This is a genomic window from Amycolatopsis endophytica, assembly GCF_013410405.1.
Taxonomy (GTDB): Bacteria; Actinomycetota; Actinomycetes; order Mycobacteriales; family Pseudonocardiaceae; genus Amycolatopsis_E; species Amycolatopsis_E endophytica.
In genome coordinates, this window is the sequence record NZ_JACCFK010000002.1 from 1,027,430 (window position 1) to 1,046,223 (window position 18,794).

The 18,794-nt window shown below is 72.0% G+C and carries 24 protein-coding genes; 4 read left to right on the forward strand and 20 right to left on the reverse strand.

The window, feature by feature from the left end; all coding sequences use genetic code 11:
* Window position 1: 1 nt before the first annotated feature.
* Genes HNR02_RS30420 through HNR02_RS30455 form a run of 8 tightly spaced genes read right to left on the reverse strand, consistent with a single transcriptional unit; the run spans window position 2 to window position 4,583 of the window.
* Window positions 2-178 (reverse strand): hypothetical protein, encoded by a 177-nt coding sequence (locus HNR02_RS30420; RefSeq protein WP_179777079.1) that lies wholly within the window; start codon window positions 176-178, stop codon window positions 2-4.
* Complete coding sequence (locus HNR02_RS30425) at window positions 179-520, reverse strand: DUF3140 domain-containing protein (RefSeq protein ID WP_179777080.1); 342 nt, start codon at window positions 518-520, stop codon at window positions 179-181. It lies immediately after the preceding gene.
* Window positions 521-524: 4 nt separating this feature from the next.
* Window positions 525-743: a DUF3618 domain-containing protein gene (locus HNR02_RS30430; RefSeq protein ID WP_179777081.1), complete on the reverse strand. Its 219-nt coding sequence runs from the start codon at window positions 741-743 to the stop codon at window positions 525-527.
* Window positions 740-1,159 (reverse strand): phage holin family protein, encoded by a 420-nt coding sequence (locus HNR02_RS30435; RefSeq protein WP_179777082.1) that lies wholly within the window; start codon window positions 1,157-1,159, stop codon window positions 740-742. Before HNR02_RS30435 ends, HNR02_RS30430 begins: the two co-directional genes overlap by 4 nt.
* 53 nt (window positions 1,160-1,212) lie before the next feature.
* Window positions 1,213-2,994 (reverse strand): aa3-type cytochrome oxidase subunit I, encoded by a 1,782-nt coding sequence (gene ctaD / locus HNR02_RS30440; protein ID WP_179777083.1) that lies wholly within the window; start codon window positions 2,992-2,994, stop codon window positions 1,213-1,215.
* 58 nt (window positions 2,995-3,052) lie between these two features.
* Window positions 3,053-3,769, reverse strand: coding sequence for a metallophosphoesterase family protein (locus tag HNR02_RS30445; RefSeq protein WP_312861224.1), 717 nt, complete (start codon window positions 3,767-3,769; stop codon window positions 3,053-3,055).
* Window positions 3,766-4,026, reverse strand: a complete 261-nt coding sequence (locus tag HNR02_RS35830) for a BON domain-containing protein (RefSeq protein WP_179777084.1) — start codon at window positions 4,024-4,026, stop codon at window positions 3,766-3,768. The genes HNR02_RS30445 and HNR02_RS35830 overlap by 4 nt, the downstream gene beginning before the upstream one ends.
* On the reverse strand, window positions 4,026-4,583 hold the full coding sequence (locus HNR02_RS30455) for a nucleotidyltransferase family protein (protein WP_179777085.1): 558 nt from the start codon (window positions 4,581-4,583) through the stop codon (window positions 4,026-4,028). The genes HNR02_RS35830 and HNR02_RS30455 overlap by 1 nt, the downstream gene beginning before the upstream one ends.
* A 104-nt stretch (window positions 4,584-4,687) precedes the next feature.
* Between HNR02_RS30455 and HNR02_RS30460 the strand changes: the two genes are divergently transcribed.
* Window positions 4,688-5,053: an ATP-binding protein gene (locus HNR02_RS30460; RefSeq protein ID WP_179777086.1), complete on the forward strand. Its 366-nt coding sequence runs from the start codon at window positions 4,688-4,690 to the stop codon at window positions 5,051-5,053.
* A gap of 3 nt (window positions 5,054-5,056) precedes the next feature.
* On the opposite strand, the gene HNR02_RS30465 is transcribed toward HNR02_RS30460, so the two are convergent.
* The gene (locus HNR02_RS30465; RefSeq protein WP_312861225.1) at window positions 5,057-5,590 is read right to left on the reverse strand and encodes a carboxymuconolactone decarboxylase family protein; all 534 of its coding nucleotides are present in this window, start codon (window positions 5,588-5,590) and stop codon (window positions 5,057-5,059) included.
* 26 nt (window positions 5,591-5,616) lie between these two features.
* Here HNR02_RS30465 and HNR02_RS30470 point away from each other — a divergent pair, with 26 nt between their 5' ends.
* Both HNR02_RS30470 and HNR02_RS36315 read left to right on the forward strand, forming a co-directional pair.
* A complete protein-coding gene (locus HNR02_RS30470; RefSeq protein WP_179777087.1) occupies window positions 5,617-6,114 on the forward strand; it encodes a MarR family winged helix-turn-helix transcriptional regulator in 498 nt (165 codons plus the stop codon).
* Window positions 6,115-6,433: 319 nt separating this feature from the next.
* Window positions 6,434-6,805 (forward strand): STAS domain-containing protein, encoded by a 372-nt coding sequence (locus HNR02_RS36315; protein ID WP_179777088.1) that lies wholly within the window; start codon window positions 6,434-6,436, stop codon window positions 6,803-6,805.
* An 11-nt stretch (window positions 6,806-6,816) separates the two neighbouring features.
* On the opposite strand, the gene HNR02_RS30480 is transcribed toward HNR02_RS36315, so the two are convergent.
* From HNR02_RS30480 to HNR02_RS30530, 11 genes are all read right to left on the reverse strand, one after another.
* Window positions 6,817-8,076: a UDP-glucose dehydrogenase family protein gene (locus HNR02_RS30480; RefSeq protein ID WP_179777089.1), complete on the reverse strand. Its 1,260-nt coding sequence runs from the start codon at window positions 8,074-8,076 to the stop codon at window positions 6,817-6,819.
* A gap of 1 nt (window position 8,077) precedes the next feature.
* The gene (locus HNR02_RS30485; protein ID WP_376772971.1) at window positions 8,078-9,010 is read right to left on the reverse strand and encodes a glycosyltransferase family 9 protein; all 933 of its coding nucleotides are present in this window, start codon (window positions 9,008-9,010) and stop codon (window positions 8,078-8,080) included.
* Window positions 9,007-9,696: an SDR family oxidoreductase gene (locus HNR02_RS30490; RefSeq protein WP_179777090.1), complete on the reverse strand. Its 690-nt coding sequence runs from the start codon at window positions 9,694-9,696 to the stop codon at window positions 9,007-9,009. The genes HNR02_RS30485 and HNR02_RS30490 overlap by 4 nt, the downstream gene beginning before the upstream one ends.
* A gap of 10 nt (window positions 9,697-9,706) precedes the next feature.
* Window positions 9,707-11,071, reverse strand: coding sequence for a D-glycero-beta-D-manno-heptose 1-phosphate adenylyltransferase (rfaE2, locus tag HNR02_RS30495; protein ID WP_179777091.1), 1,365 nt, complete (start codon window positions 11,069-11,071; stop codon window positions 9,707-9,709).
* A gap of 85 nt (window positions 11,072-11,156) precedes the next feature.
* Window positions 11,157-11,720 (reverse strand): D-sedoheptulose-7-phosphate isomerase, encoded by a 564-nt coding sequence (locus HNR02_RS30500; protein ID WP_376772973.1) that lies wholly within the window; start codon window positions 11,718-11,720, stop codon window positions 11,157-11,159.
* Complete coding sequence (locus HNR02_RS30505; RefSeq protein WP_179777943.1) at window positions 11,717-12,730, reverse strand: glycosyltransferase family 9 protein; 1,014 nt, start codon at window positions 12,728-12,730, stop codon at window positions 11,717-11,719. Before HNR02_RS30505 ends, HNR02_RS30500 begins: the two co-directional genes overlap by 4 nt.
* Window positions 12,727-14,217 (reverse strand): HAD-IIIA family hydrolase, encoded by a 1,491-nt coding sequence (locus HNR02_RS30510; protein WP_179777092.1) that lies wholly within the window; start codon window positions 14,215-14,217, stop codon window positions 12,727-12,729. The genes HNR02_RS30505 and HNR02_RS30510 overlap by 4 nt, the downstream gene beginning before the upstream one ends.
* On the reverse strand, window positions 14,214-15,842 hold the full coding sequence (locus tag HNR02_RS30515; protein WP_179777093.1) for a carbamoyltransferase family protein: 1,629 nt from the start codon (window positions 15,840-15,842) through the stop codon (window positions 14,214-14,216). The genes HNR02_RS30510 and HNR02_RS30515 overlap by 4 nt, the downstream gene beginning before the upstream one ends.
* A 51-nt stretch (window positions 15,843-15,893) precedes the next feature.
* Entirely contained in the window at window positions 15,894-16,841 is a 948-nt protein-coding gene (locus HNR02_RS30520) for an NAD-dependent epimerase/dehydratase family protein (RefSeq protein WP_179777094.1), read from the reverse strand.
* A gap of 53 nt (window positions 16,842-16,894) precedes the next feature.
* Window positions 16,895-17,257, reverse strand: a complete 363-nt coding sequence (locus tag HNR02_RS30525) for a DMT family transporter (RefSeq protein ID WP_246339313.1) — start codon at window positions 17,255-17,257, stop codon at window positions 16,895-16,897.
* 107 nt (window positions 17,258-17,364) lie between these two features.
* Window positions 17,365-17,802 carry a winged helix DNA-binding protein gene (locus HNR02_RS30530; RefSeq protein WP_179777095.1) on the reverse strand — a complete coding sequence of 146 codons (438 nt, stop codon included), beginning with the start codon at window positions 17,800-17,802 and terminating at the stop codon, window positions 17,365-17,367.
* A 97-nt stretch (window positions 17,803-17,899) separates the two neighbouring features.
* Here HNR02_RS30530 and HNR02_RS30535 point away from each other — a divergent pair, with 97 nt between their 5' ends.
* The gene (locus HNR02_RS30535; protein WP_179777096.1) at window positions 17,900-18,766 is read left to right on the forward strand and encodes a manganese catalase; all 867 of its coding nucleotides are present in this window, start codon (window positions 17,900-17,902) and stop codon (window positions 18,764-18,766) included.
* Window positions 18,767-18,794 lie beyond the last annotated feature (28 nt).

An 18,794-nucleotide genomic window follows, 5' to 3' on the forward strand; every position in this document is an offset into this window, starting at 1 on the left:
GTTACCGGGCTTCCGGGCGTTCGACGTCGAACGGCGTTTCCGGGTCGTCGTCGGCGGGCGGCTCCGGATCGCGCCACTCCTCGGCGCGGGTGGGACGGTTGCCCTGCAGGGTTCCCTGCAGCTCGGCCTTCATCGCGTCGTCCTCGCGCGGGCCGTGCTTCTCACTGCCGCGTTCCATCTAACCGGCCCCCTTCAACGGGTCGTGCCCGATCGACATCAGGCGGTGCCGCCAGTTTTCCTGGCCCGCCGTCGGTTCGAGGTCGTCCCGGCGCTGCGCGTGCACCCGGTCGACCACCTTGCGCATCACGCGTTCGTCGTCCTCGGTGAGATCGCCCCGGCGCTTGCCGAGGATCTCCAGCACCTGCCGCCCGGTCTTCGTGCCCGACTGGTCCGGCAGCTCCTCGCTGTCCGTGCCGGCGGACCGGACGCGCAGCCACTCCCCCAGTTCCTTCGAGGACATGTTCACCACGCGGTGGAACTCGTCCCACAGCGCTTCGTCCACATGCGACTGTGTCGCCATGGTGTCACCTCCGGGCGGTCAGCTTTCGCACGATGACGAAGATCAGCGCCAGTACCCCGATCCCGGCGCCCGCGCCGAGCGCGATGCGCTGGGTCGTGTGCGCGGTCTCCTTGACCTTCCCGGCCAGTGCCTCGGCGGTTTCGCCCAGTTCCTGGCGGGTCAGTTCGAGGTCGAGCCGCGCCTGTTCGGCGTCGTGCGGGAACGTGTCCTTCTTGGTCGTCATCGGCGGACCCCCTCCCGCACGGCGGCCACGTCCTTGGGCACCCCGGCGGCCGCCTCCTCGGGCACCGGCGGCACCGACTGGGACAGCTGTTTCTTGCCCACCAGCGCGGCCACACCGGCGACCAGCAGCACCACCGCGCCGATGACCAGCGCCGACGCCCACCCCGGCAGCACCAGGGCCAGCGCCAGCACTGCGGCCGCAATCAACGTGGCCACACCGAACAGCGCGAGAACGCCGGCGGCACCCGCCAGTCCGGCACCGGCACCGGCGCGCTTGCCCTTGCGGCGCAGCTCCTCGGTCGCCAGCCGCAGCTCGTCCCGCACCAGCCGCTGCATCTGCTGCGACATGTCCTGGACGAGCTGCGCGATCGACCGCTCCTCGACCGCGGTCGAGGACCGGCCCGTGTCCTCACTCATGCCTCGCCTCCCTTGGGGTAGCTCGTCGTCCGGCTACCCCGGGGCGGGGACCGCTAATCGTGAGCGGTCGGCGAGCCGCCCTCGGTGATCCCCTCGGCCGCCTTCTCCGACGGCGTCTGCCGCGCCTGCGAATGCGGGACCGCCTTGCCGGTGAAGGTGATGTGCCCTTCGTCGTGCAGGCGCTCGACCAGGTGCGGGTAGTGCAGTTCGAACGCGGGCCGCTCCGACCGGACCCGTGGCAGTTCCAGGAAGTTGTGCCGTGGCGGCGGGCACGTGGTGGCCCACTCCAGCGAGTTGCCGAAGCCCCACGGATCGTCCACTTCGACCGGATCACCGAACCGGTAGCTGCGCACCACGTTGTAGATGAAGGGCAGCATCGACGCACCGAGGATGAACGCCCCGATCGTCGAGATCGTGTTCAGCACCGTGAACCCGTCGGTGCTGAGGTAGTCGGCGTAACGGCGCGGCATGCCCTCGTCGCCGAGCCAGTGCTGCACGAGGAACGTCGTGTGGAAGCCGACGAACGTGGTCCAGAAGTGGAGCTTGCCCAGTCTCTCGTCGAGCATCCGCCCGGTCATCTTCGGGTACCAGAAGTACACCCCGGCGAAGGTCGCGAAGACGATCGTGCCGAACAGCACGTAGTGGAAGTGCGCCACCACGAAGTAGCTGTCGGTGACGTGGAAGTCCAGCGGTGGCGCGGCCAGGATGATCCCGGTCAGCCCGCCGAGCAGGAACGTCACCAGGAACCCGACCGACCACAGCATCGGCGTCTCGAAGGTGATCTGCCCCTTCCACATCGTGCCGATCCAGTTGAAGAACTTGATCCCGGTGGGCACCGCGATGAGGAAGGTCATGAACGAGAAGAACGGCAGCAGCACCGAACCGGTGGCGAACATGTGGTGTGCCCACACCGCGAACGACAGCGCGGTGATGCCCATCGTGGCGAACACCATCAGCCGGTAGCCGAACAACGGTTTCCGGCTGAACACCGGGATGATCTCGGTGATGATGCCGAAGTAGGGCAGGGCGACGATGTAGACCTCGGGATGGCCGAAGAACCAGAACAGGTGCTGCCACAGGATCGCCCCGCCGGTGGCCGGGTCGAACACGTGGGCCCCGATGAGACGGTCGGCCGCCAGCCCGAACAGCGCCGCGGTCAGGATCGGGAACACCGCCAGCACCAGCACGCTGGTGAACAGGATGTTCCAGGTGAAGATCGGCATCCGCCACATCGTCATGCCGGGACACCGCAGCGTCACGATGGTCGTGACCATGTTGACCCCGCCGAGGATCGTCCCCAGACCGGAGACGATCAGCCCGAAGATCCACAGGTTGCCGCCGATGCCCTGCGAGTTCGCGGCGTCCGACAGTGGCGTGTAGGCGGTCCAGCCGAAGTCGGGGGCACCGCCGGGGGTGAGGAACGACGACAGCACGATCGTCCCGCCGAACAGGAACAGCCAGTAGGAGAAGGCGTTCAGCCGCGGGAACGCGACGTCCGGCGACCCGATCTGCAGCGGCAGGATCAGGTTGGCGAAGGCGAACACGTTCGGCGTCGCGTACAGCAGCAGCATGATGGTGCCGTGCATGGTGAACAGCTGGTTGTACTGCTCCGGCGACAGGAACTGCAGGCCGGGGCGCGCCAGCTCGCCCCGCATCAGCAGCGCGAGCGCCCCGCCGATGACGAAGAAGCCCAGCGACGTGTACAGGTACATCAGGCCGATCAGCTTGTGATCGGTCGTCTTGGCCAGCTTCACCAGCAGGCTGCCCCTGCGGTGCCGCGACGGCAGTTCGTAGCGGTTGCCCAGGACGATGGGACGTGCCTTCAGCTCCGTCATGCGCCCTCCCCGGGTGCCGAGTGGACGCACCCAGGGTGCTCCCGATCACTGCCCTGAATCAAGACCCGAGCCCGTACGTGGCATAGGCGCTGCGGATGACCGGCTGGGCGACATTGCGCACCCGGACACCGCCCGGCGTGACACCCTGTTCGCAGCCGAAGTGCGCGTGGCCGTGGACCGCCAGGTCGGCACCGCATTCGTCGATCACCTCTCCGAGCTGGTAGGCACCCAGGAACGGGTAGATCTCCGGCGGTTCGCCCCGCAGGGTCTCCGGGATGGGTGAATAGTGCGTGAGCGCGATGCGGTGGTCGACGTCGTCGAGTTCCAGCATCGCGCGGCGCAGTGCGTCCGACCGCTCGATCGTGTGCTCCACGAAGTCCTTCATCTCCCGCTCGCCGAACGCGCTGGCGCACTTGCCCGCGAACCCGCCGCCGAAACCCTTGACCCCCGCGATGCCCAGGCACTCGCCGCCGACCTCGACCCTGGCCGAGGTGCCCTCCAGCATGCGGATGCCGCGGTCCTCCAGCAGTTTCGTGATGTCGTCCTGCCGGTCGCCGTGGTAGTCGTGGTTTCCCAGCACGGCCACCACGGGCCGGTCCAGGTCGCCGAACTCGTCGGCGACCACCCCGGCCTCCTCCAGCGTGCCGTGCCGGGTCAGGTCCCCGGCCAGCAGCAGGACGTCGGCCAGGTCGGCCAGGTGTTCCAGCGCCGGGCGCAGCAGACCTCGCGCGTCCTCGCCGAGGTGCACGTCCCCGACCGCCGCCACGCGGATCACCGCAGGTCCTCCCTCCGGGCGGGTTCACGGGTGTCGGCCACCCGCACGTCGTTGTGCACCCGCAGCCCGGGCGCCGCCTCGTGCAGCACGTTTTCCAGCTCGGCGCGCCGCTCGTCGCAGGTCACTTCGCCGGAGAGGTGCACGTCGTCGCCGCGGACGTTGACCCGGACACCCATCTCGGCGGTCCGGGGGTCTTCGGCCAGCGCGCGGCGAAGGTGGGCCGCGCGGTACTGGGGTGTCTCCTGCTCGCCTGTCATCACGGGTGTCCTCCGAGGTCGACGACCGAGAGTGAGTCCAGCAGCGTCAGGAACGCCTGCGCGTACGGGGACTCGCCGGTTTCCTTCGCCACGCGCTCCCAGTCGACCTGCTCCCGCAGATCGCGGGCGATGTGCAGGAGCGGGGCGAAGTCGCAGCGGTGCGCGTCGAGGACGAGCAGTTTGTCGATCAGGAGATCGGTCCCGCCCAGCACCGGCGCCATCGTCGGCCCGACGCGCATCAGGTCTGAGCGGCTCAGCGTGTCGTCGGTGACCGGGCGGTAGTTGGGCCGGAAGATCAGGTCGACCAGGACGTCGCCGTCCCACACCTTGGTCAGCCAGTCCTCCGGCGGGTCCTCGGGCCGCATCCCCTCGGCCACCAGGGCCGCCCTGGCCGAGGGGACGTCCTTCTCCTTGAGGAACACGTCGACGTCATGGTCCGAAGGCGGCCCGCCGCGCGCGTAGACCGCGCAGCCGCCGGACACCGTGAACGGGATGTCACGAGCCGTCAGCGTGGTGACCACCTTGGTCAGCGTGCGCAGCAGCGACTGCTCGTCCATGGGCGCCGGATACCCGGCTCCGACCGGGGCAAACGACCGCGTTTCGGGGCCCGGCGCGGGGGTATCTCCCGTCCCGTTCGCACGGATTGGGGACGATCGAGGCGATGCGCCACAGCACCGAGATCACGCTGCCCCGGACGCTGGACGCCGCGCGCCGGGCACGCCGGTTCACGAACGAGGCGTGCGTGTCGTGGCGGGTTCCCCGGCTGGCCCAGGACGCGGCGATCATCGCCACCGAGCTGGTCGAGAACACGCTGCGGCACACGTGCACCGCGCCGCGCCTCCGCCTGACACTGCGCCGGAACGAGCTGACGATCACGGTCACCGACGACGACCCGAACCAGGTGATGCTGCGGGAAAACGCGCGCCCGCCCGGATTCGGGCTGCTGCTCGTGGCGCAGACGTCCAGGCAGTGGGGCTGCGAGCGGGTTCCCGCCGGCGGCAAGACCGTGTGGGCCACGCTGAGGTGACGGTCAGGCGGGCGGCCGGAGTGCCGGGTCCAGCGGCGCGCCCGTCAGCCGGTTGGCCAGCGTCGACATCGTGTAGGTGCCGATGCCCATGACCACTTCGAGTGCGTTCTGCGTCGTGTGACCGGCGGCCAGGAACGCGCGCAGCACCTCGTCGTCCACCGCGCCCGCGGCGGCCAGTACCGCGAGGGTGAACAGCCGGACCGCCTCCAGCCGGGTGTCGTCGAGCGACCGGGACTCGCGCAGCGCGCTGATCACCTCGGGCGGGGCGCCGAGCTGGCGCAGTCTGCCCGTGTGCATCGCGACGCAGACGTGGCACTCGTTGCGCGTCGCCATGGTCATGATGACGACTTCGCGGGACAGCGGGTCGAGTGTGGTCGCCTCGAACAGGGCGCTGAGCTTGAGGAACCCTTCCAGCAGGTGCGGCGAGGACGCCATCCGGGCGACCGCGGCGGGCACGTACCCGCGGGGTCTGGCCGTGGCCTCCATCAAGCGACGGGACGCGGCGGGCGCGGACTCGAGGGTGTGCTCGGTGAACACGACTGACCTCCGGTAAATTAGACAACATGGTTGACGATACCGTAAACCAGGTTGTCGAATCTCTCCAGCGGCCGGGGTTCGAACTGCCGTTGCTGCTGTTCGCGGGCTTCCGTTCGCTCATTGACCAGATGCACGCCGAACTCGCCCGGCAGGGTCACCCGGACGCGCGTCCGGCGTACGGCTTCGCGATGCAGGCGATCGGCCGGGACGGGGCGACGGCCAGCGAGGTCGGGCGGCGGCTGGGCGTCTCGAAGCAGGCGGCGGGCAAGACGATCGACCGGCTGGAAAGCCTGGGATACGCCGAGCGCGCCGACGATCCGGCCGACGCGCGGCGCAAGCTCGTGCGCCTCACCCCGCGCGGGCTGGACGGCCTGCGCCGCTCGGCCGCGATCTTCGATGAGCTGCGGGCCCGCTGGGCCGCCGAGCTGGGGCCGGACCGCCTGCGGGACCTGGAGGACGCCCTGCGCGCGATGGCCCCGGCGAGCGGGCTCCGGCTCGACGTCGCGGGCTGGTTCGGCGCCTGATCGCCCGCGCGGTCCGGCGGTGCGGACCACCGCTGTCCCGCACCGCCGGTTCACCCACCACGGGCGGCTCGCTCGGCGCCCCCGTCGACGGCGCCGTGCCTGCCGACGCGTCCCGGGTACCCGGCACAACCGTCGCCAACCGGGATGAAGCGGGTTGCCAGTACCGGCACCCGTCCGTACGGTCGGAGGTGAGCGGTTGAGTGACCAGCCGTGCCGGGGCGCACACCCGGCTGGAGTCTTTCGAAATCTCGATCCTTTCGGATTTTTCTGGACGCGTGTGAACGCCCCGCCGTGCTCACCACAACCCGGGGAGACACCCGTGTACGAAGCTCGAGGCTTTCGCATCGACCTCACCGACCGCCGCGACGGGATCCGGCTGGTGCGCCTGACCGGTGAACTGGACCTGGCCTCCGCGCCCCGCCTGCGCGACTGCCTGACCGCCTGCCTCGACGAAGGCCGGGCGTTCATCGTGGACCTGGAAGCGGTGCCCTTTCTCGGATCCGCGGGCCTGCAGGTCCTGGCCGACGTGGACGAAACAGCGTCGGCGCGCGCCGTGTCCTGGGCACTGGCCGGCAGTCACCGGGCGGTGATCCGGCCACTGGAGGTCACCGGGATGGATGCCCGGCTGCCGCTGTACCCGAGCATCACCGTGGCGGAACGTCACCTCTCCGGCGCTTCGGTGACCGGCTGACCCGATCACGGTCACCTGGAGTGCCCCAGCCGGACGCAGCGCAGCCCGCTGCCCCGCAGTGCCACCGGGTCGAGGACGTCGCGCGTGTCGACCACGACCTCACCCTCGGCGACCGCGGCCAGCTGACCCCAATCCAGACGGGTGAACTCGGGCCATTCGGTGAGAACCACCAGCACCCGGGCGCCCTTCGCGGCGAGCACCGGATCGTCCACCCGCTGGACGGGTCCCGCCGGGTCGCCGTCGCCGGTGCCGGGGTCATAGCCGGTCAGCACGGCGCCCGCGGCCGCGAGCCGTCCGGCGACGGCGAGCGCCGGGGAGTCGCGCAGATCGTGCGTACCCGCTTTGAACGTCAGCCCGAACAGGCCGACCCGCACCCCGTCGAGGCTTCCGCCCGCCGCGTCCCGGACGCGGGCGACGACGTGGTCGTGCTGCCGGTCGTTGGCCTCGATCGCCGCGCGCAGGACGGTGAAGTCGACACCGGCCGCGGACGCGGACACCTCCAGGGCGCGGGTGTCCTTCGGCAGGCACGAGCCGCCCCAGCCGGGGCCCGGTCGCAGGAAGTGCGGTCCGATCCGTTCGTCCAGGCTCATCGTGCGGGTCACCGCGCCGATGTCGGCGCCGGTGCGCTCGCACAGCCGCGCCAGCAGGTTCACGTAGGACAGTTTGAGGGCCAGGAACGCGTTGCTGGCGTACTTCCCCAGCTCGGCACTGGCGTGGTCGGTGCGCACGACCGGCGCGTCCAGGTCCCCGTAGAGCGCGGCCACACGCTCCACCGCGGGGGTCTCGCCCCCGAGGACGACCCGCCCGGGGTGCCGGAAGTCCTCCACCGCATGGCCCTCGCGCAGGAACTCCGGATTGCTCACGACGGACACGCCCGCGACCGAGGCGATCCGGGCACACGTGCCGACCGGCACCGTCGACTTGACCACGAGCACGGTGTGCGGTTCCAGGCTGAGCGCGGACAGCATCGCCTCCACCGCGCCGAGATCCGCGGTGCCGTCCCGTCCGGTCGGGGTGGGCACGCAGGCGAAGACGAACTCCCGTCCCTCCACCGCGCTCACGTCGGTGGTGAACCGCAGCCGTCCCGCGTCCAGGCCCTCGCGCACGAGCGGCGCGAGATCCGGTTCCCCGAGCGCGACCGCACCGCGCGACAACTGCTCTACTTTGGACTCGTCGACCTCGGCGCAGACGACGTCATGGCCCAGTCCGGCCAGGCACGCGGCGGTGGTCAGACCGACGTAACCGGCGCCGACGACCCCGACGGCGGCCACGTCAGGCTCCCGCCACCTTGCGGCCCGCGGCGACCACGTCCCCGACGGTGACGCGCAGCAGGCCGGTGCCCGGCGCGCTCGCGAACGGATCGCCCTCCTCCCCCGCCCACAGCACGGCGTGCCGGTCCTCGGTGCCCGGCGGCGGGCCCCACCGCCACGGCGGGGTCGGGCCGAACAGCAGCACCGACGGGGTGCCGTACGCGGTGGCCAGGTGCCCGGCGCCGGTGTCGCCGCTGATCACCAGCCGCGCCCCGGCCACCAGAGCGGCCAGCTCGGTGAGCCCGGTGCGCCCGGCCAGCACGGCGTCCTCGTCCAGCCCGGCAGCGGCGGCGATCCGGCGTGCGAGTTCACCTTCCCCGGCGCTCCCGGTCACCACGACGCGATGACCGTCGCACGCGAGTTCGCGTGCGACTTCGGCGAAGCGTTGCGGTGGCCAGCGCCGTGAGCCGAACGCGGCGCCGGGGTGCACCACGACCGCGTCCGCCGCCGGGCTCGTCACGTCCGGGCGGGCGAGCGCGAGATCAGCCGGGTCCGCCGCGATGCCGTGGAACCCCAGCAGGTCGCACCACCGCCGTGCCTCGTGGACATCCTCCCTCCACATCGGACCGTCCAGGTCCGGGAAGTCCGGGTGCCAGTGGCTCAGCAGCCGCTCCGGCCGCGTGCCCAGCAGATCGGCGATGCTCTCCGGACCGCTGCCGTGCAGGTTGACCGCCACCGACGGCGGCGGATCGGCCCACCGCAGTGCGCCGAGACCGGTGGTGGGCGCCACGCGGTCGACCGCTTCGGTGAGCGTGGCGAGCTCCGCCAGCGCCGCGGGCGCCGCGAGCGTGAGGCGCGCGTCCGGGAACGCGTTCCGCAGCCCGCGCAGCGCCGGGACGGTGACCAGGAGATCACCGAGCCCGAGCGCCCGCAGCACCAGAACGTCGCCGGTCACGGCCAGGAACCCTCCTCGGAATGCGCGACCACCAGCTCGCGCACCTCGCAGCCCGGTGGCTGGGACAACGCGAAGAGCACCGTCCGCGCCACGTTGCCGGGCTGGTTGAGCTTCGCGTCGGCGGGCGGCTTGTACTGCTCGTCTCGCGAGTCGAAGAACGCCGTGTGCATGCCACCCGGCACCAGCATGGTCACCGCGATCCGCCCCGCGGTCTCCGCGGCCAGCGCGCGGGTGAACCCGACCACGCCCCATTTCGAGGCGCAGTAGGCCGTGGCGTCGCTGACCGCCTTGATGCCCAGCGTGGACGCCACGGTCACGACGCGGCCGCGCGAGCGTTCCAAGTGGGGCAGCGCGGCGCGGACGACCGCGGCCGTGCCGAGCAGGTTGACCTTGACGACCCGCTCCCAGTCCGCTGTGGACACCGAATCCAGCTTGCCGGGAACGTCGATGCCCGCGGCGGTGAACACCGCGTCCAGCCCGCCCGCCTGCTCGGCCAGCTCCGCGACGGCCCGCTCGGTTTCCTCGGTGTCGGTGAGGTCGACGGGCACGTAGGGCACGCCGGCGACCGGGGGTTTGCGGTCGAGCACCAGCGGGGTGCCGCCGGCGTCCGCGACCGCCTTGACGGTCGCCGCGCCCAGCCCGGACGCGCCCCCGGAGATCAGTACCTTGCCTGGCGTCTCAGCCATGTCTTCCCTTCTATCCGTTGGAAACGGTCTCGATGAGCCGGGTGGTCGAGTAGCCCTCGACGGTCGGCACCAGCGCGATCCGCCCGCCGCCTTCGCGGACGACCTCGGCCTCCGGCAGGTCGGCACCGGCGTAGTCGCCGCCCTTGACCCACACGTCCGGCCGCAGCGTGCGCAGCACCTCGACCGGTGAGGACTCGTCGAACACCACGACCGCGTCGACGGACTCCAGGGCGCGGAGCACCCGCACCCGGTCGGCGGCGGTGACGACCGGACGCCCCGGCCCCTTGAGGCGGCGCACCGATTCGTCGGAGTTGACGCACACGATCAGGGCGTCGCCAAGCTCGCGGGCGTGCCGCAGCAAGGTGACGTGACCGGGGTGCAGGATGTCGAAGCAGCCGCCGGTCGCGACCACCCGCCCGCCGCGCCGGCGGATCCGGTCGGCCAGCTCGAACCCGGACAGCCCGGGCTCGCGCGCGACGGCGGGCTCGGCGGGCTCGGACAACGCGGTGGCCGCGCCCGCGGCGACGAACCGGGCGGCGGACTCCACGGCCGAGGTGACCGCGGCGTCCAGGTCCGCACCCTCGAACAGGGCCGCGGCGACGGCGCTGGCGAAGCGGTCACCGGCACCGCAGGTGTCCGGGCGAACGCTGGCCGGGACACGCGCCCCGTTCGGGACCGGTGTCGTGCGGGTGCCGGAGCCGTCGGCGAGCACGGCGCCCCGCGAGCCGACGGTCACCGCGACCGCCCCGGCCGACCACTCCGCGCGGAGGCGTTCCGCCAGCTCCCCGGGCGTGCCGGGCTCCCCGGCGAACTTCGCCGCCTCACCGTCGTTGGGTGTCACCAGGGCGGCGCCGGGAACCGGCGGACCGCCCCTGGGGTGCGGGTCCCACACGACCGGCGCGCTGGTCTCGGCGAGCAGTTCGCGGATCCGCGGATGGCTCGCCACCCCGCGCCCGTAGTCGGCGACGAGGATCGCGGAAGCACTGCGCAGCAAGGAAACCACGCGCTCGTCGAGTGGCCCGTGGACGGCCCGGCCGTCCCCGTGGTCCAGGCGCACGACGGACTGCCCCGCCGCGCGGATGCGGGTCTTGCGGACGGTCTCACCCTCCAGGGGCAGCGCGCACAACTCGACCTCACCGGCCAGCAGCCGGGTCAGCCGCGCGCCGCCCTCGTCGTCACCGAGCGCGGTGACCAGCACGACGTCCGTCGCCGACCGGGCCGCCAGGCGCGCGGCAAGTCCCGCGCCACCCGGCCGGTGCCATTCGCGACCGACGTCGACCACCGGCACCGGCGCCTCCGGGCACAACCGGTCGGCACTGCCGTCGACGTCGATGTCGAGCAGCGTGTCCCCGACCACCACCAGCGGCCCGCTCATGCCGTCTCCTCTCCGGTCGCGGCAAGCCGCGGCAGCGTCATCACGTCGACGAGCATGGTGTTTGACGGTTCGCTCGCAAGCTCGCTCACGTGGGCACCCCGAGCGCTTCGTCGAGGGCCGCGCAGAGTCCGTGGATCACCGCGAGGTGTGCCTCCTGCACGGTCCCGGTGCTGGGCGCGTCGATCATCACCGCGTCGTCGCTGGCGGAGGTCAGCGCGTTCGGTCCCGGCCCGGTCAAGGCCCAGGTCGTCAGGCCCAGTTCGTGCGCGGTCTTCGCGGCGGCGCACACGTTCTGGCTGCGCCCGCTGGTCGACAGCGAGACCAGCACGTCACCGGGGCGGCCGTGGGCGCGCACCTGACGGGCGAACACCTCGTGGTCGCCGTAGTCGTTCACGATCGCCGTCGCGGCCGAGGTGTCGGCGTGCAACGCGATCGCCGACAGCGGCTGCCGGTCGCTGACGAAGCGGCCGACCAGTTCACCGGTCAGGTGCTGCGCCTCGGCGGCACTGCCCCCGTTGCCGCAGGCGAGCAGGCGGCCGCCGGCCCCGAGCACCTCGGCGAGGTGACGACCCCACGCCTCGATCCTCGGTGCCAGCGTGGTCAGGTCCCGCATGGTCGTGGCCAGAGCCACGAACCTCTCTTCGATCACGCTGCACCTCCTAGTTTTTCCACGGCCCGCACGACGTCGTCGGGCGCGACCCCGCCCAGGCACGAGTGGCCGGGCACGGGACACGTCCTCGCCCGGGTGTCGCGGCACGGCGCGTGCTGGTCGCCGAGCACGACGAGCGGCACCCCGTAGGGGGCCCACCGGGCGGCGGGCACCACGGGCGCGAACAGCGACACCACGGGGGTGCCGACGGCCGCGGCCAGATGCGCGGGCCCGGTGTTGGGGGCGACGGTCACGCGCGCCCCCGCGAGCACGGCGGCAAGGCCGTGCAGATCGGTCCTGCCCGCGAGGTCGAGCCCGTGGTCTCCGGCGACCCGGGCGGTCAGTTCCCGTTCGGACGGGCCGCCGGTGACGACGACCCGGTGCCCGGACGCGGCGAGCAGCCGGACGACCTCCGCGTTGTGCTCGGCGGGGTACTGGCGGGCGGGCACGGACGCCGCCGGGTGCACCACCACGTACCCCGGCTCGCCCACCAGGCCGGAAACATCCGGCAGCGGGCGGCGCACGGCCAGGCGCCCGTCGTCCCCCGGTGGCAGTTCGAACCCGGCGGCCCTGGCCAGCGACAGGGCCCGCTCGGCCTCGGGCGGATCGCCCTCGACGCGGTGCCGCAGGTCCAGCAACGAACCCGGGTAGTCCTCGCAGATCGCGCCGATCCACGGCACCCCGCACTCACGCAGGACCAGCGCCAGCGGCAGCGGCGACTGGTGGAACGAGGTCACGATCAGCGCCGTGTCCGGTCGCGCGGCGCGGATGTGCGCACGCAGCTCGTCCAGATGGGCGGGGGTCACCGCGGGCGGGCGCGGATCGATCCACGGCGCGCACCATTCGACGACGTCGTCGACGCCGGGCAGCAGCTCGGCAGCGGCGCGCCCGTGTGGTCCGGCCAGGAACGTGACCCGGTCCGCCGTGTCCGCCACCGCGCGCACCAGCGGCCCGGACAGCAGGACGTCGCCCGCGTTGTCCAGCCGTGCGACCAGAACCCGTGAAATCACCACGCCCGGTCCCCCATCGCCAGAGCGACCGCCCCGGTCAGATCCCCCGCGACCCGTGCGTCGCGCCGCGCGGCCTCGATTTCCGCCTCCCGTGTCCGCGGGGTCGGCACCAGAACGGCTCGCGCACCCGCGGCGTGGGCCGCCTCGACGTCGGCGCCGATGTCGCCGATGACGACGCAGTCCTCCGGATGGACGCCCAGCGCCATCGCCGCCCGCGTCACCAGGCCGGGCTTCGGCTTGCGGCAGCAGCAGCCGTCGCCGTCGGCGTGCACGCACACCTGCCAGGTGCCGAACGGGCCGAGCAGCTCCTCGACGCGGGCGTTGACGGCGGCCAGTTCCCCGGGGGTGATGAGACCGCGCGCCACGCCGGACTGGTTGCTCACCACGCCCACCGGAACGCCCGCGGCCCGCAGGCGGCGCAGTACGTCCTCGGCGCCGCGAACCGGGCGGACCAGCTTCGGATCGTTGTTGTACGGCTCGTCGTGGATCAGGGTGTCGTCGCGGTCGAACAGCACCGCCTTGGCCGCCGGTCGTGGACGACGGACGCGCACCTCCCCGGTGAGGCGGTGACGCAGCGCCGCGGGCGGGATCAGCACGCTCGTGACGGCCATTTTCGCGATCTCCCGCGGGTCCTTCGGTCCCGGCAGGATGCGGCGCGACGCGAACTCCGCGGTCAGGGCGAGCCAGGCCGCACCCGAGAGCACGGCGGAAGTGCGTTTTCCGGCGGCGGCGAAGGTGAAGGCCGCGACGCCACTGAGGGTGGTGAGGGCGTGCCTGCCCAGCCGCCCCGGGCCCTCGCAGGCCATCTCCCTCCACTGTGGACCGAACTTGCGCCGCATGAGCGCGTTGTCGGCGTTGCCGCGCTGCGCGCGCACGCTCGCGAAGAAGCCACCGTGGCGGGCCGGGTGCAGTGTCGTGCGCAGGCCGTGGTCCAGGCGCCATCCGGCCTGCCGTACGCGCAACGCGAGGTCGGCGTCTTCGCGGAACGCGCGCGGGAAACGCTCGTCGAAACCGCCGACGGCGGCGAGCACGTCGCGCCGGTAGGCCATGTCCGCCGTGATCCATTCCGCGGTGGCCAGCCCGGCGGTGTCGCGCTCCTCGTCGGTCGGGCGGCGCCCGCCGGTCGGAGCGGGAACCACGATGCGGCCCTGCGACGCCGCCACGTCGTCCGGCAGCGTGGCCAGGTCGGTCTCCAGCCGGGAGGGCCAGTCGGCGGTCGGGCGCACGTCGTCGTCGAGGAACGCGATCCACGGGGTGTCCGCGGCACGCCAGCCGGTGTTGCGGGCCGCCGCCGGGCCACGGCCACCGGACCGCAGCACGCGCACCGGCACGGTGACCTCCGGCAGCGGCAGGTCCCCCGGCACGGGGCGGTCGTCGACGAGGATGAGCTCGGCCGGGCGCGGCCCCATCCCGTGGTCCAGCGCGGACACCAGGGTTCGCAGGCTGTCCCGCCCTGTCGTCGGGACAACCACGGTGTAGGCGGTCATGCGGGCCTCCGCACGACGAACGGCCCGATCGCGAGCAGGTCGACCGGACTGGACCCGAAGCACTCCAGTGCGTCCCGCGGCGAATCGACCATCGGGCGGCCGGCGGTGTTCAGGCTCGTGTTGACCACCACCGGAATCCCGGTGCGGGCGGCGAACTCCGCCAGCATCCGCGCGACGAGCGGCTCGTCACGCTCGTCCACGGTCTGGATCCGCGCGGTACCGTCCACATGGGTCACCGCGGGAATCCGGTCCCTCCACTCCGGACGGACGTCGTGCACGAAGAGCATGTACGGACTGGGCACCGGGCCGCGCTCGAACAGCTCGTGCGCCCGCCCGGCGTGCACCATCGGCGCCACCGGGCGGAACTGCTCACGTCCCTTGACGTCGTTGAGCCGCTCCAGGTTCCGCTGGTGACCGGGATGCGCCAGCAGCGACCGGTGTCCCAGCGCACGCGGGCCGAGCTCGGCGCGCCCCTGGAACCACGCCACGATCTCGTCGTCCGCCAGGGCCTGCGCCACGGTTGCGGCGATATCGTCCGGGCGCTCGTAGGGCAGGCGGGCCGCGGCCAGTGCGCGCTGGATCTCGGCGTCGGTGAACCCGCGCCCCAGGTCGGCGCCGGTCATGGGCGCGGCGGGCTCCCCCAGCTCCGCGGCGAGATGCAGCGCCGCGCCCAGTGCGGTCCCCGCGTCGCCCGCGGCGGGCTGCACCCAGAGGTCGCCGAACGGCCCCTCGGCGCGCAGGCGGGTGTTGGCCACGCAGTTCAACGCGATCCCGCCCGCCATCGTCAGCCTGTCCTGCCCGGTCTGCTCGGACAGCCACCGCGCGAGGTCCAGCAGGACCAGCTCGATCCGCTGCTGCATGCTCGCGGCGAGATCGGCGTGCTCGGGCCGGAAGTCCGCACCCGGTTCCCGCCGCGGCGCGAAGCGGGACAGATCCACTGGCGCGGCACGGAAACCGCCGTCACCCGTCGCGGCGATCGACTCGCCCAGCGCGCCGGAGAAGCGCGGTTTTCCGTACGAGGCCAGTGCCATCACCTTGTACTCGTCGCTGGAGCGCGCGAAACCGAGGTGCTCGGTGAGATCCTCGTAGCGCAGCCCGAGCGAGTGCGGAAGCCGTTGCGCAGCCAGCTCGACCAGCTTGCCGTCACGGTACTCACCGGCCAGGTAGGAACTCGCCTCGCCGCGCCCGTCGGCGACCAGCACGGCGGCGTCCCCGAACGGAGCGGCCAGTCCGCTCGACGCGGCGTGGGCGACGTGGTGGCGGACGAACCGCACCCGCTCCGGATCCAGACCGGGCAAGGCGGTCTTCAGGAAGTCCGGGGCCCGGCGCGCGTACGTGGTGCGCAGCTCCTCCCAGCCCGGGTCGACGCCGTCGAGGTCGTGGTCGACCAGGTCCGGGTCGTAGGAGTAACCGATGGCGTCCAGGTCACCGGGTTCGAGCCCGGCTTCGGCCAGGCACCACCGGGCCGCCTGCTCGGGCAGTTCCCAGGTGGCGAACGGCACCGGCCGTTTGCCGTGCTTGCGGCGGCTGAACCGCTCCTCCTCGGCGGCGGCCACGATCCGGCCGTCCACCACGAGCGCGGCGGCCGGATCGTGGAACACCGCGTTGATCCCGAGGACCCGCACTCCGGCCACCTCCGTTCTGCCCGTTGCTGCCGCTACTTACCGCTACCCCTGCTACTCCGCGTCCAAACGCGACGGGGCGAACCACTCCATCGTCCGGCGCAGGCCCTCGTCCAGGTCCACGCGCGGTGACCAGCCCAGTTCCCGTTGCGCGACAGCGATGTCGGGACAGCGCCGCCGCGGATCGTCCACCGGGGCGGGAACGCCGCGCACCGGCACGCTCGTCCCGGCCAGCCGCTGGATTTCCCTCACCAAGTCCCGGATGGCGAGTTCGTGCGGATTGCCCAGGTTGACCGGTCCGGGAAGATCGCTGTCCGCCAGCGCGATCAGGCCGTCGACGGTGTCGTCCACGTAGCACAGGGACCGGGTCTGGGTACCCGCGCCGGCGACGGTCACCGGTTCGCCGGTGAGGATCTGCCGGATGAACGTGGGGATCGCGCGCCCGTCGTCGGCGCGCATCCGTGGCCCGTAGGTATTGAACAGGCGCGCGATGCCGGTGTTCACCCCGTGGGCACGACGGTAAGCCGCGGTGAGCGCTTCGGCGTACCGCTTCGCCTCGTCGTAGACGCTGCGCGGACCGACCGGGTTCACGTTGCCCCAGTAGGTCTCGCGCTGCGGATGTTCCCGCGGGTCGCCGTACACCTCGCTGGTCGAGGTGAGCACGAACCGCGCGCCGTGCTGCCGCGCGAGGTCGAGGGCGTGGTTGGTGCCGGCGGAACCCGTCTGCAGGGTCTCGATCGGCAGGCGTTCGTAGTCACGCGGCGAAGCGGGACTGGCCAGGTGCATCACCAGGTCGACCGGGCCGGGCACGTCGCACCCGCGCGAAACATCGGCTTCGCGGCAAGCGAAGCCGGGTTCGCCGTCGAGGTGCAGGACGTTTCCGAGGTCACCGGTCGAAAAGTTGTCGACGCAGGTGACCGTGGTCCCGCGGGTGAGCAGCCGCTCGCACAGGTGGGAGCCGACGAACCCCGCTCCTCCCGTCACGACGGCATGCCTGCGCATGCACTGCTCCTACCCGGCGTCGCCACTTCGAAACGCTGCGGAGGTAGTTCTTCCTACGCCAGGGCGAGCAGGGCCAGTGACGCGGCCGCGCCGCAGATACCCAGGGTTTGCTTGCGGTCGAGGCGTTCACCCAGGAAGAGCAACGCGAGCACGACGGGGATACCGGAAACGAGCCAGATCCCGGCGATCGCCATCGGGCCCGGCCGCGCCCCGAGGAAAGCCAGTCCGGCGATCACGGGCAGCGCGACGGCCCCGACGTCACTGACCGGCACCACGACGCTCAGCGCGTCCCGGCTCATGGCCCGGTAGAGGAACCCGACGCCGATCCCCGTGCCGACGCCGGAGAGGACGCCCCAGCCCGCCGGAGCCGGGAGCCGACCACACGCTCGCGACGACCAGGGTGACGGCGGTGCCATCGAGCTGGGCGCAGAGGGAGACGGTCAACCCGGCCGCGCGCCGCGAAAGGACCCCGTTGACGAAATGCGCGACGCCGAAGCACAACGCCGACGCGAGCGCCAGGAGCTCACCGCTCACCGGCGCCCTCCCGGGCCCGGCACGCGGCTCCCACCGGGCACGCCGCGCCTCCGGCCAGACACGCGGCCCGGTCGCACAGGCGGCACAGGCGGCCGGCTTCCGGGAGCTGGCCGTAGGCTGCGGTGAGCAGCTTCCCGGCCAGCTCCGCGAACGCCGCCCGCTCCCTCTCGTCGAGCGCCGCGGTGAGGGTGCCGAGCCGTCCGCCCCGTTCGCCGAGAATCCGCGACACCGCGCCCGAACCCGTGCCGGTCAGGTGTACCGCGACCGACCGGGTGAGCGTGGGACGCCGCTCGACCAGGGCCTTCGCCTCCAGCGCGGCCGACCCGCTCGCACTCGTCCCCGCGGCGGCGGTCGCGTCCGCCGGCGCGAGGTCGTTGACCGTCAGCGCCAGTGCCCCCGGCAGGTTGGCGAGGTGTTCCTCATGCATCCTCCGCAAGTCGCACGAATATCCGGGAGATCAGGGGGAAGCCCTCGTCTGCGTGCAGGACCAGCGCGACCTTTCCCTACTTCCCGAGGAGAAATCTGTGTTCCGTCATACGAAGATGTTGCAGTTCGAGGCGAAGCCGGCGGGGCCGGATCCGTTGTACGCGCGCAAGCTGCAGGAGTTGATCGGGGGTGCCTACGGTGAGATGACGGTGACGATGCAGTACCTGTTCCAGGGCTGGAACTGTCGTATCGAGGGCAAGTACAAGGATCTGATCATGGACACCGCGACCGAGGAGATCGGTCACGTCGAAATGCTGGCCACCATGGTCGCCCGCCTGCTCGAGGGTGCTCCGGCCACCGCGACGGCCGAGGCGGCGAAGGATCCGGTGATGGCGGCGGTGCTGGGCGGGATGGACCCGCAGCAGGCGATCGTCAGCGGCGGTGGGGCGGTACCGGCCGATTCCAACGGCACCCCGTGGAACGGTAAGTACATCGTGGCCTCCGGTAACCTGCTGGCCGATTTCCGGGCCAACGCCGCCGCCGAGGCGCAGGGCCGGTTGCAGACCGCCCGGCTGTACAACATGACCGACGATCCGGGCGTGAAGGACATGCTCAAGTTCAACCTCGCCCGCGACACCGTGCACCAGAAACAGTGGCTGCGCGCCATCGAAGAACTCCAGGCCGACGGCCTGGAATCCGACATCGCCCCCAACGACCTGTTCGACGTGGAAGACCAGACCCACAACAACACCATCTGGCACCTCTCCGACGGACCCGACGGCAACAAAGGCGGCTGGGCCACCGGAGAAGACCGCATCGAATACCTCATGGACCCCGAAGCCCTCGGCGGCCCCGGCACCGCACCCAAACCCGACCCCGCCCTCTACGCGACCTACTCGCCGACGCAGAACGCCGTGGGCACGGTCAAGGGCAAGGCGCAGTCCGCCGTCAACAAGCTCACGTGACGCGAGACGGCCCCCTCGGCCTCGCTGC

Coding starts and splice junctions, on each gene's coding strand:
- HNR02_RS30420 (WP_179777079.1), bottom strand. CDS start 178: ATGGAACGCGGCAGTGAGAAGCACGGCCCGCGCGAGGACGACGCGATG.
- HNR02_RS30425 (WP_179777080.1), bottom strand. CDS start 520: ATGGCGACACAGTCGCATGTGGACGAAGCGCTGTGGGACGAGTTCCAC.
- HNR02_RS30430 (WP_179777081.1), bottom strand. CDS start 743: ATGACGACCAAGAAGGACACGTTCCCGCACGACGCCGAACAGGCGCGG.
- HNR02_RS30435 (WP_179777082.1), bottom strand. CDS start 1,159: ATGAGTGAGGACACGGGCCGGTCCTCGACCGCGGTCGAGGAGCGGTCG.
- ctaD (WP_179777083.1), bottom strand. CDS start 2,994: ATGACGGAGCTGAAGGCACGTCCCATCGTCCTGGGCAACCGCTACGAA.
- HNR02_RS35830 (WP_179777084.1), bottom strand. CDS start 4,026: ATGACAGGCGAGCAGGAGACACCCCAGTACCGCGCGGCCCACCTTCGC.
- HNR02_RS30455 (WP_179777085.1), bottom strand. CDS start 4,583: ATGGACGAGCAGTCGCTGCTGCGCACGCTGACCAAGGTGGTCACCACG.
- HNR02_RS30460 (WP_179777086.1), top strand. CDS start 4,688: ATGCGCCACAGCACCGAGATCACGCTGCCCCGGACGCTGGACGCCGCG.
- HNR02_RS30470 (WP_179777087.1), top strand. CDS start 5,617: ATGGTTGACGATACCGTAAACCAGGTTGTCGAATCTCTCCAGCGGCCG.
- HNR02_RS30490 (WP_179777090.1), bottom strand. CDS start 9,696: ATGGCTGAGACGCCAGGCAAGGTACTGATCTCCGGGGGCGCGTCCGGG.
- rfaE2 (WP_179777091.1), bottom strand. CDS start 11,071: ATGAGCGGGCCGCTGGTGGTGGTCGGGGACACGCTGCTCGACATCGAC.
- HNR02_RS30510 (WP_179777092.1), bottom strand. CDS start 14,217: ATGACCGCCTACACCGTGGTTGTCCCGACGACAGGGCGGGACAGCCTG.
- HNR02_RS30520 (WP_179777094.1), bottom strand. CDS start 16,841: ATGCGCAGGCATGCCGTCGTGACGGGAGGAGCGGGGTTCGTCGGCTCC.
- HNR02_RS30525 (WP_246339313.1), bottom strand. CDS start 17,257: ATGGCACCGCCGTCACCCTGGTCGTCGCGAGCGTGTGGTCGGCTCCCG.
- HNR02_RS30530 (WP_179777095.1), bottom strand. CDS start 17,802: ATGCATGAGGAACACCTCGCCAACCTGCCGGGGGCACTGGCGCTGACG.